18 protein-coding genes are annotated in these 16,049 nt (G+C 66.0%); 6 read left to right on the top strand and 12 right to left on the bottom strand.

Features of this window, described 5'->3' with window-relative positions; genetic code table 11:
• Positions 1–3: 3 nt before the first annotated feature.
• From dgoD to ACLMAJ_RS19975, 8 genes are all read right to left on the bottom strand, one after another.
• Entirely contained in the window at positions 4–1,149 is a 1,146-nt protein-coding gene (gene dgoD / locus ACLMAJ_RS20010) for a galactonate dehydratase (protein ID WP_412015267.1), read from the bottom strand.
• Positions 1,146–1,901, bottom strand: coding sequence for an SDR family NAD(P)-dependent oxidoreductase (locus tag ACLMAJ_RS20005; RefSeq protein ID WP_412015266.1), 756 nt, complete (start codon positions 1,899–1,901; stop codon positions 1,146–1,148). The genes dgoD and ACLMAJ_RS20005 overlap by 4 nt, the downstream gene beginning before the upstream one ends.
• A 17-nt stretch (positions 1,902–1,918) precedes the next feature.
• On the bottom strand, positions 1,919–2,863 hold the full coding sequence (locus tag ACLMAJ_RS20000) for a sugar kinase (RefSeq protein ID WP_412015264.1): 945 nt from the start codon (positions 2,861–2,863) through the stop codon (positions 1,919–1,921).
• A gap of 397 nt (positions 2,864–3,260) precedes the next feature.
• Entirely contained in the window at positions 3,261–3,872 is a 612-nt protein-coding gene (locus tag ACLMAJ_RS19995; RefSeq protein ID WP_412015263.1) for a bifunctional 4-hydroxy-2-oxoglutarate aldolase/2-dehydro-3-deoxy-phosphogluconate aldolase, read from the bottom strand.
• Complete coding sequence (locus ACLMAJ_RS19990) at positions 3,862–4,764, bottom strand: SMP-30/gluconolactonase/LRE family protein (protein WP_412015262.1); 903 nt, start codon at positions 4,762–4,764, stop codon at positions 3,862–3,864. Before ACLMAJ_RS19990 ends, ACLMAJ_RS19995 begins: the two co-directional genes overlap by 11 nt.
• Positions 4,765–4,826: 62 nt before the next feature.
• Positions 4,827–5,885, bottom strand: a complete 1,059-nt coding sequence (locus tag ACLMAJ_RS19985) for an ABC transporter permease (protein ID WP_412015261.1) — start codon at positions 5,883–5,885, stop codon at positions 4,827–4,829.
• Entirely contained in the window at positions 5,882–7,399 is a 1,518-nt protein-coding gene (locus ACLMAJ_RS19980) for a sugar ABC transporter ATP-binding protein (RefSeq protein ID WP_412015260.1), read from the bottom strand. Before ACLMAJ_RS19980 ends, ACLMAJ_RS19985 begins: the two co-directional genes overlap by 4 nt.
• A complete protein-coding gene (locus ACLMAJ_RS19975) occupies positions 7,390–8,439 on the bottom strand; it encodes a substrate-binding domain-containing protein (RefSeq protein ID WP_412015259.1) in 1,050 nt (349 codons plus the stop codon). The genes ACLMAJ_RS19980 and ACLMAJ_RS19975 overlap by 10 nt, the downstream gene beginning before the upstream one ends.
• Positions 8,440–8,581: 142 nt before the next feature.
• Here ACLMAJ_RS19975 and ACLMAJ_RS19970 point away from each other — a divergent pair, with 142 nt between their 5' ends.
• Together ACLMAJ_RS19970 and ACLMAJ_RS19965 are read left to right on the top strand one after the other, a co-directional pair.
• On the top strand, positions 8,582–9,814 hold the full coding sequence (locus ACLMAJ_RS19970; RefSeq protein ID WP_412015258.1) for an ROK family protein: 1,233 nt from the start codon (positions 8,582–8,584) through the stop codon (positions 9,812–9,814).
• Positions 9,815–10,191: 377 nt separating this feature from the next.
• Positions 10,192–10,725, top strand: a complete 534-nt coding sequence (locus tag ACLMAJ_RS19965) for a phenolic acid decarboxylase (RefSeq protein WP_412015257.1) — start codon at positions 10,192–10,194, stop codon at positions 10,723–10,725.
• A gap of 48 nt (positions 10,726–10,773) precedes the next feature.
• Here ACLMAJ_RS19965 and ACLMAJ_RS19960 read toward each other — a convergent pair whose 3' ends face one another.
• Positions 10,774–11,121, bottom strand: a complete 348-nt coding sequence (locus ACLMAJ_RS19960) for an ArsR/SmtB family transcription factor (protein ID WP_412015256.1) — start codon at positions 11,119–11,121, stop codon at positions 10,774–10,776.
• Between the two features lie 64 nt (positions 11,122–11,185).
• Here ACLMAJ_RS19960 and ACLMAJ_RS19955 point away from each other — a divergent pair, with 64 nt between their 5' ends.
• Positions 11,186–11,521, top strand: coding sequence for a putative quinol monooxygenase (locus ACLMAJ_RS19955; RefSeq protein WP_412015255.1), 336 nt, complete (start codon positions 11,186–11,188; stop codon positions 11,519–11,521).
• 120 nt (positions 11,522–11,641) lie between these two features.
• On the opposite strand, the gene ACLMAJ_RS19950 is transcribed toward ACLMAJ_RS19955, so the two are convergent.
• From ACLMAJ_RS19950 to ACLMAJ_RS19940, 3 genes are all read right to left on the bottom strand, one after another.
• The gene (locus tag ACLMAJ_RS19950; protein ID WP_412015254.1) at positions 11,642–12,223 is read right to left on the bottom strand and encodes a SanA/YdcF family protein; all 582 of its coding nucleotides are present in this window, start codon (positions 12,221–12,223) and stop codon (positions 11,642–11,644) included.
• 387 nt (positions 12,224–12,610) lie between these two features.
• Positions 12,611–13,231, bottom strand: coding sequence for a GNAT family N-acetyltransferase (locus ACLMAJ_RS19945; protein WP_412015253.1), 621 nt, complete (start codon positions 13,229–13,231; stop codon positions 12,611–12,613).
• Positions 13,228–14,433, bottom strand: coding sequence for an NsdA family TPR-like regulatory protein (locus ACLMAJ_RS19940; RefSeq protein ID WP_412015252.1), 1,206 nt, complete (start codon positions 14,431–14,433; stop codon positions 13,228–13,230). The genes ACLMAJ_RS19945 and ACLMAJ_RS19940 overlap by 4 nt, the downstream gene beginning before the upstream one ends.
• Before the next feature lie 298 nt (positions 14,434–14,731).
• Here ACLMAJ_RS19940 and ACLMAJ_RS19935 point away from each other — a divergent pair, with 298 nt between their 5' ends.
• The 3 genes from ACLMAJ_RS19935 (at position 14,732) to ACLMAJ_RS19925 (ending at position 15,979) form a co-directional block, all read left to right on the top strand.
• Entirely contained in the window at positions 14,732–15,094 is a 363-nt protein-coding gene (locus tag ACLMAJ_RS19935) for a hypothetical protein (protein WP_412015251.1), read from the top strand.
• 155 nt (positions 15,095–15,249) lie between these two features.
• A complete protein-coding gene (locus ACLMAJ_RS19930; RefSeq protein ID WP_412015250.1) occupies positions 15,250–15,684 on the top strand; it encodes a hypothetical protein in 435 nt (144 codons plus the stop codon).
• Between the two features lies 1 nt (position 15,685).
• Positions 15,686–15,979, top strand: coding sequence for a hypothetical protein (locus ACLMAJ_RS19925; protein ID WP_412015249.1), 294 nt, complete (start codon positions 15,686–15,688; stop codon positions 15,977–15,979).
• Positions 15,980–16,049 lie beyond the last annotated feature (70 nt).

Raw genomic sequence — 16,049 nt, 5'->3', positions numbered from 1 at the left:
GAGTCACCATTCGGCGAACGAGCCGTCTTTGCGGTGCCACACCGGGTTTCGCCAGCGGTGGCCGTGCTCGGCGGCGCGGGCAACCGCCTTCTCGTCGATCTGGATTCCGAGGCCGGGGCCTTCGAGCAGGTCGACGTAGCCGTCCCGATAGGCGAAAACGGCCGGGTCGACGAGGTAGTCGAGCAGATCGGAACCGGTGTTGTAGTGGATGCCTAGGCTTTGTTCCTGGATGAGCAGGTTCGGAGTGGCGAAGCCGACCTGCAGGCAGGCCGCGAGTGCGATGGGACCGAGCGGACAGTGCGGGGCGAGTGCGACATCGCGCGTCTCGGCGAGGGCGGCGATCCTGCGGACCTCGGAGATGCCGCCCGCGTGCGAGAGGTCGGGTTGGATCACCGCGACACCCTGATCGAGGACGGTGCCGAAATCCCAGCGGGAATACAGCCGCTCGCCGGTGGCGATGGGAATGCTTGTGGCGCGGGTGATCTCGCCGATCTGACTGCTGGCCTCCGGCACCAGCGGCTCTTCGACGAAGAAGGGCAGGTACGGCTCGAGCAGCGGCAGCACGCGCCGCGCCATCGCTATGGAGAAACGGCCGTGGAAGTCGACCGCGATATCGAATTCGTCGCCGGTCGCCTCCCGTACTGCGGCGACCCGCTCGACGATCGCCATGGTCGCCCGTGGCGTATCGATCAGCTCGAGTTCGGCCGATCCGTTCATCTTGATCGCGGTGAAGCCCTGCTGCTTTCGTTCGAGAGCGGCCTGCGCGACATCGTCGGGCCGATCGCCGCCGACCCAGCTGTACACCCTGATCCGGTCGCGGACCGCGCCGCCGAGTAACTGCCAAACCGGAACGCCGAGAGCCTTTCCCGTGATGTCCCAGAGGGCCTGGTCGATTCCGGCGACCGCGCTCGACAGGATCGGTCCGCCGCGATAGAAGCCACCCTTGGTGAGTACCTGCCAGTGGGCTTCGATGCTCATCGGGTCTTTGCCGATCAGATAGTCGGCCAGTTCGTCGACCGCGGCGGCGACCGTGTGCGCGCGGCCCTCGACCACCGGCTCGCCCCAACCCGTGATGCCCTCGTCGGTATCGACACGCAGGAAACACCAGCGCGGCGCCACCAGATAGGTCGTCAGTGCGGTGATTTTCACCGTGACTCCTTTCGCACGCTCCAGCCGCCGTCGACGACCAGGTTGGTTCCGGTGATGAAGGACGCGTCGTCGGAGGCGAGGAAGGCGACCGCGGCGGCGACCTCCTCCGGCGCGCCGAGGCGGTCGAGGACCGTGGCGCGGGCGGACATGCGCCGCCCCTCCGCATCCACGTTGTCCCATACGGGGGTGAGGACAGGGCCGGGGAGAATGGCATTGACCCGCACCCGGGATGGTCCGTACTCGACGGCGAGCTGCCGGACCAGAGCGGTCAGCCCGCCCTTGGCCGCGGCGTAGACCGGGTAGCCGGGCAGTCCGAATTGGGCGTGCACGCTGGAGACGGCGACCACGTTGCCGCGACGGGCGCGCAGATCGTCGATGAAGGTGCGTACGCCGAGGAAAAGCGGCGTCAGGTTGATCGCGAGACCTTCGTCCCACTGCTGCACTGTCAATGCGTGCGCCGGGATGGTCGCCTGCATGGATGCGTTGCTGCACAAGAAGTCCAGCGGCCCGAATCGCTCGTTGACCGCAGCGTGCAGATCGGCCCACGATGCTTCGCGGGACACATCGCACCGGACGAATTCGGCACGGTGGCCGGCCGCCCTGATCTTCGCGGCGACTTCCTCTCCCGCGGATTCGGCGATATCGGCGATGACGACCGCGGCTCCCTCGGTGGCGAGCCGCTGCGCGGTGGCCGCGCCGATGCCCGACGCGGCCCCGGTGACGACCGCGACCCTGTCTGCCAGACGACTCAATGGTCTTCCCTTCGTGGTCATCGGTTGATGTCGGCCCCGGTGAGCAGGCCGAGTTCGCGCCGGAACGGCAGCCCTTCCCAGTCACCGAGCACGGATACGGCGAACGCACCGCAGGTGGCGGCCAGCTGCATGCTGTGCCGCACGGACCCGCCGTCGAGTACGCCGGCGAGGTACCCGGCGACGAACGCATCGCCCGCACCCACCGGATCGACGCTCGTGACGGCGATCGCTTGCTGCCTGATCAGTTCGCCGTCGTGCCGCGCCAGCGCTCCATCGGCTCCGAGTTTGAGTACGACTTGCGAAGGCCCTTGCGCGGCAAGCGCTTCGGCCATCTCTTCCGCACTCCCCGCGGGAACCAGCAACGCCGCTTCATCGAGCCCGGCGAACACGATGTCGGCTCGGGACACCAGCTTTGCCAGCTCCGCCGCCGCTTCCGATCGCGACCACAGTGCGCGGCGATAGTTGATGTCCAGCGACACCGTCACTCCGGAATCGACAGCGCAATCCAGTGCGGTGTGCACCGCCTCGCGCGCGGACGCGCTCAATGCCGGGGTGATACCGGTCAGGTGCAGCACTCGCGCCGAGGCGATCTGCGCACGGTCGATCTCCGCCACCGACAGCCGGGAACCCGCTGATCCCTTGCGGTAGTAGGTGGCCCGAATCCGGTCGGCAGTGCGCCGCTCACGCAACATCAGCCCGCTCGACAACTCCGCATCGATGCGGCATCGCGAGACATCCACCCCCTCTGCCCGCAACCGATCCAGCACCATCGTGCCGACAGCATCGGCGCCGACGCTGCCCACCCACGCACTGATGTGTCCGAGTCTGCTCACACCGATGGCGACAGTCGCTTCCGCACCGGCGAAATCCATCCGCATGGTCGCACCGGGCGCCAACGGTCCCGGCTCGGTCGCGGCGACGACCCCGACTGCCTCGCCGAGCGTTACCAGATTGCCCCTCATGACAACTGGTCCCGCGCGGTGAGCAGGCCGTTACGCCGTGCATCGGGTTCGCCTCTGGAACAGGCGAACCCGATGCACGGCGCGGCCGGGAAGTCGCCCCTCATCGGCAACCTCTCCTGGACGACGAGCACGTGTTCCGGGGACTCACCGAGAGCCCGCCCGGTACACACGAACCCGCCAAGCAAATCGGCCTCGACGACCGCCCGTCCACGCACGAGCGGCATGCGGGCGCACCTGACATCGAGACGGACCACGGAACATACGGTCGCGGGACGGGACGGCAGGTCGCCCCTCATGACCATCCGCCTCCGCACCAGCCCCCTGTGGCCGCGTCGCGCACCGAGATCGCCCAGGGCACAGGCAGATCCACCACACGACGGGACCGGGAAGCTTCTCCTCATGACAACTGCTCCCGTACGATCGAGACCCGTTCGCGCAGTGCCTCGAGATCGCCACCGACACACGCGTCTCCGATGAGCGGTGAGCCCATGCCAAGGGCTGTGGCACCCGCGTCCAGGTATGCCTTTACGTCGGTGCGGGCGACGCCGCCGGTGGGAACCAGTGGGATGTCGGGCAGTGGGTCTCGGATGGCTCGGATGTAGTCGGGTCCACCCACCGAAGCGGGGAAGACCTTGACCATGGTGCTGCCTGCCGCGTGCGCTCGGTGAATCTCGGTGGGGGTGAACGCACCTGAGATCACCGGTACGCCGAGTCGGCGGGCCTCCGCGATGACTTCGGTACTGACGACCGGGGTGATCAGATAGGCCGCGCCCGCGTCGACGGCTCGGGCGGCATCGGCGGCGGTCAGCACCGTGCCCGCACCGACGGGGTGGCCTGATCCGGCGTAGTCGCGCAGCGCGTCGAGCGCGCCTGCGGAGGTCAGCGTGAATTCCACTGCCGTAATACCGGATTCGTGCAATACGGCGGCGACCTGTGCGAACCGCGCGGCCGTCGGTGCACGAAGTATCGCGATGATCGGTGTGCTCAGGTTCAAGGGACTATCGGACATCGCTACTCACCAACCCAGCGTCGGCATAGGGAGTGGTCGGCAGTCCGGTGACACCGGGCGTGCAGAGGAATAGGCGGCCCGCGTCGTGTTCGTGGGCGGCCTGCCCTTCGGCAGCGGTGGTGATCATCAGGATGTCCAGATCCGGGCCGACGAAGCCGCAGCTGGAGACCTGTGACGGGCCGACGTCGACGACGGCACGCGGCCGCCCTGCTGGATCGAACGCTCGCACCTGGCCCGCACCCCAGACCGCGACCCACACGCAGCCCTCGGCATCAACCGTCAGCCCGTCGGGGTCGCCGTCGTCGAATCGAGCGAACGGCCGACCGTTGCCGAAAGTGCCTGTGGTCAAGTCATATTCGAATGCATCGACGCGCTGGGTCGGGCTATCGGCGTAGTAGAGCGTGGTGCCGTCCGGGCTCCAGCCGAGCCCGTTGGAGATCGTCACCCCGTCGCGCAGAACGGCGAGGGTGCCGTCCGGGTCCAGCCGGTAGAGGGCCGCGCTACCTCGGATGCCGTCCTCGGACATGGTGCCCGCGAGCAGTCGGCCACGTGGGTCGGCCTTCGCGTCGTTCATCCGCCTGCGGATCCCGTCGTCCGAAAACGACAGTGCCGCTACGGATTCGACCGTGCCGTCGACAGCAATCCGATAGAAGGTGTCACCCACCGTGGCGAGCAGCCCACCGGATGCGCATGGCACTACGGCGCTGACAGGAGGGTTCAGCCGCACCGTGGAGCGGTGGGTGAGGTCACGTTCGCCGGTCAGGTTGGCGCGATGGATGTGGCCTTCGCGAATGTCGACCCACAGCACCTCTTCGGTGCGGCTGTCCCACACCGGACTTTCACACAACCGCCCTGGCGGCGGGGCACAGGGGCGTGCGCGCAGCGTCTTCATTATTGGCTCCAGATGTATCGATCGGCCTCGGCGATGACCGCGTGTCCGCAGGACATGGCGGGTCAGGTCGGCAGTCCGACAGCGCGCTCACCGCTGCGACGCTGCTGAATGACCACCGCGGCCACCAGTAGCGACCCTTGGGCGACGTTCTGCCAGAAAGTGTTGACACCAACCACATTCAGACCGTTGTCCAGCGCACCGAGCAGGATGACCGCGAGCAGGGTCCCGCCGACGGTGCCCTTGCCGCCCTTGAGCGCGCAGCCACCGAGCGCCGCGGCGGTGATCGCCTTGAGCTCGAGACCTTCGCTGCCCGAAACCGGCTGCCCGGACCCGGTGCGCGCGGTCAGAATGATCCCGGCGATCGCGGCGACCACACCTGCCAGCACATACACCGCGATCAGGTACTTGTTGATGTTGATACCGGAAAGCCGTGCGGCGGTGTCATTTCCGCCGATGGCGTAGAGGTTTCGGCCGATGTCGGTGTACTTCAGCAGAATGTGCACACCCAACGCGACGATCGCGAGGATGATGACCGGCACCGGCAGGCCGAGGACCTTACCTCTGGCGAGGAAGATGAATATGTCGTTGTCCAGTACAAAGCCCTGTGCCTTGCCGCCGGAAATCAACTGGGCCAGCCCCTTGAACGCGGCCAGCGTCGCCAGCGTCGCGATCACCGGGTTGACCCGCCCGTAGACGATGATCAACCCGTTGACCAGGCCGAGGACCAGCCCGACACCGATCGCGGCGAGAACGCCGAGCAATGCGTTGCTCGCGGTCGCGGTGAACGCCATCGCGCTGATCACCGAGGCGACACCGGCCTGTGAGCCGACCGAGATATCCAGCGCACCACAGATGATCACCACGGTCTGCACCACGGCGAGTAGACCGAAAACCGTGACCGCATCACCGATTCCGGCCAGGTTCTTCGGATCCAGATATCCGTCGTTGAGCCAGCCGAAGATCGCCACGATCACCGCCAGCGCGCCGATCAGGCTGAGATTGCCGGTCCCTATCGCGCGCAACAGGTTTCGCGGCGTAAACGCGGCGGTATAGCGCGCGGGGCGGGTGGCAGTGCCGGTAGCCGCGTGCTCCGTGGGCAATGCGAGTTGCTGTTCGGTCATTGGTTTCCTCGAGATGTCGTCAGGTCTTCGGCCATGGCCAGCGCGAGAATCGCTTCCTCGCTCGCCTCGCTCCGATCGAGTTCGCCGGTGACGTGGCCGTGCTGCATGACCACGATCCGGTCGGCGAGGCCGAGCACTTCGGGGAGCTCCGAGGAGATCACCAGCACCGCGACACCGGACTCGGCCAGTTCCTCGATGACGTGATAGATCTCGACCTTGGCTCCGACATCGACGCCGCGCGTCGGCTCGTCCAGGATCAGAACTTTGGGCTTGCGGGCCAGCCAGCGGGCCAGCACCACCTTCTGCTGGTTGCCGCCGGAAAGCTTGCGTACCTCCTGCTCGATCGAGGGGGTCCGCACCCGCAGTGCCGCCACATAACGCTCGGCGAGCCGTCGCTCCTCGCCGCGCCGGATGAACCGCCACCGTCGCAGCCGGTCGAGCATCGCGAGGGTGATGTTGTCGCGCACCCCGCGATGCAGCAGCAGCGCTTGAGCTTTGCGCTCCTCCGGCGCATAGCCCAACCCGGCCCGCACCGCGTCACGCGGCTGGCGCAGCCGCAGCGGCTTGCCGTCCACCCGTACCTCGCCCGAGCGGATCGGCAGATCACCGGCGAGCGCTCCGGCCAGTTCGGACCGCCCGGCGCCGACCAGCCCGGCCAGCGCGACCACCTCACCGGCCCGCACCTGCAAGCTGATATCCCGTACGTCGTCGGTGGTCACCGCGACGGCGTCGAGTACGACTCGCCCTGGTGCGTTGCGCTTGCGCGTGAACAGGGTCGACAGGTCGCGGCCGACCATCATCTTGACGATCTCCCTGTCGGTGGTCTCGCCGGTCGGCCGCACCCCGGCGACCGCGCCGTCGCGCAGCACCGCGACCCGGTCGGCCAGCCGGAAGATCTCCTGCATCCGGTGCGACACATAGATCACCGCGAGGCCGCGTTCCCGCAATCGGCCGATGAGCGCGAACAGCGACTCGGTCTCGTGCTCGGACAACGAGGAGGTCGGCTCGTCGAACGCGATCACCTTGGCGTCGGTGGTCAGCGCCCGCATGATCTCGACCAGTTGACGTTGCGCGGCAGTCAATTTCGCGCCGAGGGTGTCGGGATCGAGGTCACGGTCGAAGCCGAGCCTGGCCAGGTCGGCGCGCATCCGCTCACGCAGGGCCGCCCGGTCGACAAGTCGGCCCGCCCGTCGCGGCAACGACCCGAGGTAGACGTTCTCGCCTACCGAGACGTGCGGCACGATCTCCGGTTCCTGGGCGATCACCCGAATCCCGGCCGCGCGTGCGGCGGCCGGGGTGGCCGGTTCGAGCACCGCACCATCGAGTTCGAGGCTGCCGCTGTCGGGCCGGTGATCGCCGCCGAGGATACGGATCAGGGTGGATTTGCCCGCGCCGTTCTCCCCCATCAGCGCGGTCACCGCGCCTGCCGGAAAGTCCAGACTCACCTCGCGCAGGGCGGGAACCCCTGCGAAGCTTTTGCTGAGTCCGGTGACTCGCAACCCGGTCAGCTGCATGTGACGCCTGCCTGCTGCCAGTTGCGCGAGTCCACCATCGTGGTCGGCGCGAACGCCTCGGTGGGCATCGGCTTGCCGTTCTTCAGGTAGTCGTAGATCGTCTGCACCGCAAGCGCTCCGACGTCCTTGCCATTGATGAACAGGGCCGCCTTGAACCCGGTCGGCTTGCCGCCGCGCCATTCCTTGCACGCCAGGTAGGCGCCGAGGCCGACACCGAGCACGTTGTCCGCCGCGTACCCGGAGTTCTGGATCGCGGCAACGCCGCCGCTGACGTTCTCGTCGTTGCAGCCCATGACAATCCAGTTCTTGACCGACCGGTTGCCCGCGACGGTGGCGGAGATCTTGTTCTGAGCATCCGACGGAGTGTTGTCGGTACCGACGTCGATCACCCGCACGTCCACACCCGCCGCCGCACGGAAGGCCTTCTTGTTGGCCTCGACCCGGTCGGTACAGACGGTCACGTCCTGTTTCCAGGCGTCGACGATCGCGGTCTCCTCCGGCTTCCAGCCGGCCTTCTTGAAGTCCTGACCGGCCCTCGTGCCGACCTCGGTGCCCATCTGCGTGCCGCTGAAGCCGACCCGTGGCACGAGCTGATCCTTGGCGCACTTCGACGGGTCCGGCCCGCTCGTGCAGACCTGATCGTCGGAGGTCAGCAGTGCGACGCCGCCCGCTTTGGTCAGCTGCGCGACCTGCGGCCCGACCGAAGGATCCGGCACAACGACAATCACGCCGCTCGCCTTCTGGTTGACCGCGTTGTTGACCTCGGTGACCGCCTTGTTCGCGTCGTTGCCCAGGTTGACCACCTTCAACTCGATACCGAGTTCGGCGGCCTTCGCCTTCGCACCCTCGGCCTCACCGATGAAGTACTCCTGGTCGCCCTGCTTCTGGGCGTACACGAGGCTGATGTCGCCCGTGTTGTGTTGGGGCCCGCTGGTCTGCGAGCTGGTCTCCTTGCCCGATGAGCAGGCTGTCGCGGCCAGCGCCAGCGCGACCCCGCACAGAACTGCGCTGGTCCAACGGCGTCGGTGGGTCCAGGACATGAGCACTCCTAGGTGATCTGACGCACATTCGGCGTCGCAAGTGATGCGGGTTACACTAGGACTTCGGATAACTGTTGTAAATACTGTTGGCCGAAGTGGTCCGGTATCTTTGCGAACACCTGCGGAAGGAGTGGGCCCGACCGTGTACCAGCTGACCGCGCGCGACATCAGGCGCCGTAACAGGTTCTGCGTACTTCAGGCGGTATATGCCGCCGAGGGCCACACCAGCCGACAGGAGATCGCACAGGCCACCGGCCTGTCCTTCGCCACAGTCGGCAACATGATCGCCGAACTACTCGATGTCGGTGTGCTCGCCGAACTCGGCTACGACGCGCCCGGCATCGGCCGACCACGGGCCCGCCTCGCGATCAATCCCGACCGCGGCACCCTCGTCGGTGTCGACATCGCCGAAACCAGCATCCATTTCGACCTTTTCGACCTGGCCATGACGGCGCTGCGCTCGGTCGAAATCCCGGTCGACCCCACGGCGACCGAGCCGGCGGACGTCGCCGAACTCATCATCCGCGGCATCGGCGAGCTGACCGCGGGCGAGGCCGACCGGGTGCTCGGCATCGGCCTGAGCGTGCCAGGCCTCGTCGAACCCGAGGGCGGCGTCTCGGTTTTCTCGCCGTACTGGCACTGGCACAACGTGCCACTGAAAGCACTGCTCGAACAGCGACTGCCCTACCCGCTCTACCTGGACAACCCACTCAAGGCCAGCACCGCGGCACATCTGTGGTTCGGCGCCGGCCGCGATGTCGACGACCTGATCGTCGTCACGCTGCGCGCGGGTGTCGGCATCGGCGTCGTCATCGACGGCATGCTCTACCGCGGCGTCACCAACAGCGCCGGCGAATGGGGACACACCAACCTCGTCCTCGACGGTCGCCCGTGCTCCTGCGGCCGCAGCGGCTGCGTCGAGGCGTACGTGAGCGCGCCCGGCATCGTGCAAACCCTGCGCGAGCTCGCCCCCGCCAGCCCTCTGATCAGCAACGACGACGCCCTCACCATCGCGGCCATCGCCGCCGCCGCGGCGCGTGGCGACCTGATCGCGTGCGAGGTCATCGAGAAGACAGGCCACTACCTCGGCGTCACCGTCGCCAACCTGGTGAACCTCTTCAACCCACGAACAATGGTCTTCGGCGACCTGGTCGCCAGCCACTTGGGCGAGCCGCTACTGGAGGTGACCCGACGCGTCGCCGCACACCACGCGATGTCGGATCCCTTCGAGGCGGTGACGCTGCAACTGTCCACCCTCCCGCACAACCCGGCCAGCCTCGGCGCCGCGACCTTCGCACTCGAGGGATTCCTCGCCGACCGCGAGACCTTCGGCTCGATCGCGGCGCGACGCGCCCTGCGCACCACCTCGACCTAGACTCCTCGATTCCCCCTTTACTCCCTCGTGCACGAAATATTCTGTGCTGAAATGCGTTTCGCCTGGCGAGCGGATTACACCGTCGCCCGAATCGACCGGCCGCTCATACCCGGCGGCGGCGCGGATCGCCGAGCACGCCGCCATTTCCGCAGCCATCGCCGACCGTCGTACGCAGCACCGCAGCGATCGATTCGTGGCGCGCTTCGGCCGCGCGGTGAGCTGCCGCAATCCAGGTTTGCGCAGGTAGAAGTCAGGCGGACGGAGGCAGCAAACCGAGCGCATCGCCTCGTAAGTAGATAGGCTTGCGCGAACACGCATTGGACACTGACGACACCCCGGGTCTCGACGAGCACAGGTTGACCGAGGAGGAGTTACCGATGACCGCAGAGCAATCCGATGCCACGTGGGCCAGAGCCTTTAGAGGCGACCTGTCAGGCATCGTCGGCAAGCACCTGATCTATGCGTACGACAACGGCTGGAAATACGAACTCTACGTGCGCAATTCGCACATGACGGAGTTCCGGTGCCTGATGGGACCGAATTTCGGGCGGTGGTCCACGGAGCAACCGGCGAAGATCGTCCAGCTGAGCGGCGACCAGTACAAGCTGGCCTGGGTGGAGCCGACGGGCACCACCGTCATCATCATCACGTGGCTGAGCCAACGCCGTGTGCACACCACGATCTGCTATCCGCAATGGATGCTCGATTATCCCGAATTCACCATGGTCCGATACGAGGACAATCTCGACGAAATACTCACCGCCCGCGACCGAGGCCCGGTGTACCCGCTGACCCTCGTCGCGTCGACGGGGCGCATCACCTTCCTGGAATCCCAGGCCACCGACGACGACACCGTCATCGACTGCCCGCCGAGCAAACTGCCGCCGGGGTACGCCGACCGCATCAATTGACGCCGCGGACTCCGCCCACTCGACTCGAGCCGCGCCCGACTGTTCGACTCAGGTCGCGATCTCGTCCCGTTGGGTAGCTTCGTCGCGCTGGATCTCCGCCCGTAACAGTTCGATCAGGCCCGGGAACCGAGCGGCCAGGTCGGCTCGGCGGAGCTGGGCCATATTACTGTTTCCCCGGTTGACCTGCCGGATCAGACCGGCCTCGCGCAGCGTCCGAAAGTGATGCGTAACAGTCGCTTTCGACACGGGGAGCCCGAACGAGCTACATGTCCGCTCGGCCCCATCCGGCTCAGCGAGCAGCGTGAGGACTACCCGCCTACGGTGCCGATCGGCCAGCGCCGCAAGCACCGGACCCAACTCCATCTCTGCCTGGTTCGGTTCACCACTATCGGTCACCGCAACTCCCTCCCACAAAGGTACGACTTGCTTCTTACCTATCTCACCGTCTAGCGTTTCAGGTATGGCACATATCGTACCTAACTCCCCACTCGCCCTGGTCGGCTTCGCCCGCCCCAAGCCCGAACGCGCGGCAGAACTACGCGAACTACTGCTGTCGTTCGTCACCCCCACCCGCACCGAGGACGGAGCCCTCGAGTACCACTTCCACGAGGACAACGCCGACCCGGGCACCTTCGTCTTCTACGAAGTGTGGCGGTCGAAGGAAGACCTGGATCGGCATCTCGCCCTCCCCCACCTCCAAGACTTCTGGGAACACCGCATGGACTACCTCGAACAAGACCTCGACATCAAGTTCTTGACCATGCACAGCCCGTATCCCCGACCGATCGTCGCCTGAGTCCTCGGCGCAGACCACCCAGCCGGTGGTGTCATCAGCTCAGCAGGTGACGATCATGCCACCGGCCGCACCGAGCTCGCAGACGCGCTTCGATCACAGCCAGAGGCACGGACCATTCGGCTAGCGCCAGATCAGTCCGGCCACGGCCTTGGGCGCAGCGAGCCATTCGCGAATATTGTTGCGCACCACCGTCATCCGCCTGCACTCGCAGTACGCGCCGACCCCATCAGCGTCGATCCCCTCGGCCCGGCACAACGCGACAGCGCGCGGCACATGCCGAGATTGGGTAACGATGATCGCTCGCTCGATACCGAACAACCGCTGGGCCCGTTCACACGTCTCTCGCGTGGACAACCCCAGCCCGTCGGACCGCACAAGCGCCGGATCGACCCCGTGCTCAACGAGGTACTTCATCATCGACGCGATCTCATCCCCCGAATTTCCCGCCGCATCACCCGACACCAAAATCTCGCGAACCTTCCCCGCCCGCAACAGCTCGATCGCAACATCGAGCCTTCCACGCAAATAAGCCATCGGCGAACCATCCGGACCAACCTTCGCCCCCGGCACGATCACCACCGGAACAGTTGGCGCCGATCCAGTTTCGAACCGATGCCCGGACGACACCATCCACAGCCGCACATTCGCCCCGACTACGACCAGAACCAGCCCTGCCGCCAGCGCAACGCCCGACTCGAGCATCCGGCGCACCCACCGACGCCGCTTCCCCGTCCCACCACCGACCATCCCGCCTCGAGGCTCCCGAGCACCCACCACCGCAACCTCTTCCAGTCTGTCCTGAAGTGCAATACCCGACGACACCACATCACCCCCGAGATCGTCATCCGCAAGGATCGTAGGCGACCACTCGGACCTGCCCCTCCCTGGAACTGCCCACATTCGCCGGCGGCCGCCCAGCGGGCGGCGACGGGGGTGCCGAAGTCGTTGCGGGCCAGGCGAGTTCGGCATCAGCTGCCAGACCGCCTACACCACCTACGCGCCACAGCTTCGCAACACGCCGACTTCCGAACTCCAGTTCACACCCCCACAAACCGCATCAGCGTTGACAAGTACTTCGAACATCGACAGCTACGCGCGATCACCTCGCCCTTCTACTGTTGTGGACTCAGTCGATGCGAGATCGCGTATCAGAACATCGAATGTCGGAGCGTCCGGCCAACTCGGCTTCGTCACGCCGACACGGGACCAACCCCAGTTCAGATAGGCGCGATACGCACGTTCGTTGTCGGGCTCGACCAGCAGCGTCGACCGTCGTTCCGGCCGACTCTTCAGCAGTTCATCGTGTAGCGCCCGTGCCAGACCATGCCCGGTGTGCTCGGCGCACACCATGATTTCCGACAGCCCGAACGTTCGCGTCCCATCCTCGGCAACGAACGCCTCACGGTCCTCGATACCGTCCTCCGGCCGGAAGTGCTTCCACCACGCCGCATTCGGACCGAGCGTCCAACCCCAGGTCTGCCCGGCCGGTTTCCCAGCGATACGCGCAACCACCATCGCGAACACGCTGCCGCGGGCAGGATCGGTATAGCTGTCGAACCGGTGCATGAACTGTTCCGGCGAGTTGAATAGATCGCCGGAAGCGATCGCGTCGACGTAGGACCGTGTGTAGATCTCTTCAACCGTCGCGCGCAGACCGCGTGCTTGCTCGGCGTCGAGATGCTGGAATTCGATACCGTCAGGATCATTCACGCGGTTATCACTCTCTGGGTCAGGGCGTCGAACCGCTCCCGGAATTCCGCGCCAGCGGGCAAGCTCGCCGCAGCACGCCGAACAGGTTGAAGAACCTTTACGGTGCGTGGCGAGAACACGGCCTTATCAAGTTCCTCGAGCACCGGTGCGGCTTCGAGCAGCGCGCCGCCGAGGTCACCGACTGCTGCGCGCGCTGACGCCAGCCAGGCCCGCGCGTTGACGGCATTCCGCATTTCAGCTTGCTCGGTCGCGGCGGCCTCGAACAGCTCTACCGCCTTCCTGAAGTCGCCCACCCGACCGTAGCCACGTGCTTCATGTCCGCGGAGTTCGGTGTGGTTCACAAACCGCAGCCACCTAGGACAATCTTCGAGTGATTCGTGTTCGGCAGCTTGATCAGCCTCTCGCCACGCCGTCGCGATCGCACGCCCGAATGCCTTCCGGTCGCCGAGCAAGCCCACAGCCTGAGCTCGACGAATCGCGATCAGGGCGTGAATCCTGCCGGGTGGCCGACCACGCATAAGGTCGCGTGCGCGTTCGATCAGTTTGAGGGCGTGGTGCGGACTTGCCTCTCCGGTCTTACTCAGCGCAATGGACTGGTTCGCGGCGTACAGGCACGTGTGGGCCGTCAAATCGGGATCGTCGGCCTCGCTCGCCAAGGACATCGCATCGGAGTAGCAGCGGCGCGCGAGTGGATGCATGTCCGCGTCGAAAGCCAACCATCCGGCCAACACCGCAAGTTCGCCGGTCGCCGAGGTGAACGCATTTCCGGTCGGCGTATCGAACGCGCACGTTTCCAGCCGACTCTTGGCGACGGCCAGTTGTTCGACCGCGATACTCACCAACGGCGCGCCTCCGGCCCGTTGGTCGGCCAACTCCAGGGCATCGACGCCGTCCAGCAGCCGCCGTAGATCCGTCGCGCCGAGGCGGTTTCCGCTGGTTTCCCACGAATCCAGGATGGCAGCGGCTCCGGTCGCCGCTGCCAGCCTCCCGAACTCACGTCGTCTCACTTCGCTATCAACTTCCCATGCGTAGATGCCAACCGCTTTGCGTGGCCTGCCGGTCGCGGCATCAACCTCGTCTACGCCAGGATGCCTGGGATTCTGCGCCCGGGCTTTCGATACGGCCACCGAAAACCGTTCGGCCTGATCCTCGCTCAGTCCTGCAAGGGCGGTGTCCAGATCATGAGCTGACTTGCCGCGCACTGGCCGTGACTCTCAGAGCAATGCACCATAAGGCCTTGACCTCGACGCCCGTCCAAGTGGTAACGATCATTGCCGCCCCATCCCCGCCTGCAAATCCGTTGTACCGGAAGCGTATCGGTTCCGTGCGGTTTGAGACCTGGGAACGAATGGCCTTGTCGATCAAGCTCGAAACAGCCCCAGCGCCGGGTGATGCCCTTCTCTCATCAGGGCACACCATCGGCTCACAGAACTGCCGGAGGGTGGCGAAAGCCCCGGCGCTGGGCGCTTCCTTTTCTCGGCGAGCAGAAAGGTTCTGGACGTGGGTCAGTCGGACGAGGACGGCGGCGACAATGCGACGCCGCAGCAGATTTACTACAGGCAGCTGTTCCACCTTCAGCACTACGGCCCCGCGGAAATGCTGGCCGAGTTCGAGACAGCTGGACCACCTACGCCGCTCGCCAGCGACGGGATGACCGGCAAAATTCTGTGGTTCGAGGCGCATCCACCATCAGTGGACGAGGTCGCCGCCCTGCTCGCGCTGATGGCGGCCGGGGGCTGGATCACTAGCACCGAAGCGGAACACCTCGCCCAGCTGCCGCAGGCGGAATGCATCGCCGAACTCAAGGCCCGGATGATCGAGCGCGACTCCGAGCGACGACAACCGGCGTCCGGAAGCGAGTGACCGGGCCATTGGCAACACCCGAATCGCCCCCTGCCCCCGGCGGAGCGGTGTGCGTTCTACCTCCGCAAGTTCAGCTTGCCTACCGTCGTCCGGCCCGCAGGGTACTGGGCGCAAAACAGCGGACCGTAGTGACCCGCGACCTGATGGAGAAACACATGAAGATCGCTATCAGAATCGCGCTGTTGGTGTGCGCGATGAGCGCCGCCCTCCTCGGCGGGACCGTGCCGACGGTCGCAACCGCTGGTCCCGGCCAGGCGTGCAACCTGGGATTCATGCCGATCAAACCGACAGTGGGAGTCGGGTCGATCATCGGGAACGCTTGGGCGGACTGCAATCCGGCACCTCGACAACGCACCTTCACGCTCAGTTTGGAGCGCTACGACGCCGGGTCATGGTGGCTGCTGCAACAGGGCACCGACACGGGTATCCCGAACCCGCGGCGGGTGTACGAAATCAAGACCAAGTGCACAGCTGGTTTGTGGCGTATTTCTGCTCATGCCGTCGGTAGCATCGGCGGTACATCATTCGACTTCGGCGATAGCTCCATGGAGCGGTTCATTTGCGCCGCCGACTGCGCGAGGGGAAACTGATATGCCGCTGACCACAGGCCGGTACGCCGAGATCGACGGTGCCGCGGGACTCGCGTATCGCTGGCACTGGTTGCGCGTTCACACCACCATGTGGGCGCGATCGCGCCGACGCGCTCCCGGCGACAACGGCGGTGGCTTCGCCCTCCATCGTGAGTGGGGTGCGTGGGTGCTGCGCCCGGTGACGGGCTGGCGGTCGGTTCGTTGGATCACCCCGGCGGCGCACTCGACGCGGACCGTGCCGGGCGACAGCAAGAACGCTGCGCGCGACTGGTCGCTGTCGGTTCTCGGCATGTGACCAGAGCTTCGCGACCATGCTCGAGGCGACCTCGCCTATCCCCGTCACTGGGCATCGATCACCTCGCCGT

It is taken from the genome of Nocardia arseniciresistens, assembly GCF_046764875.1.
Lineage (GTDB): Bacteria > Actinomycetota > Actinomycetes > Mycobacteriales > Mycobacteriaceae > Nocardia > Nocardia arseniciresistens.
This window is presented reverse-complemented; position numbering and strand designations above follow the sequence as displayed.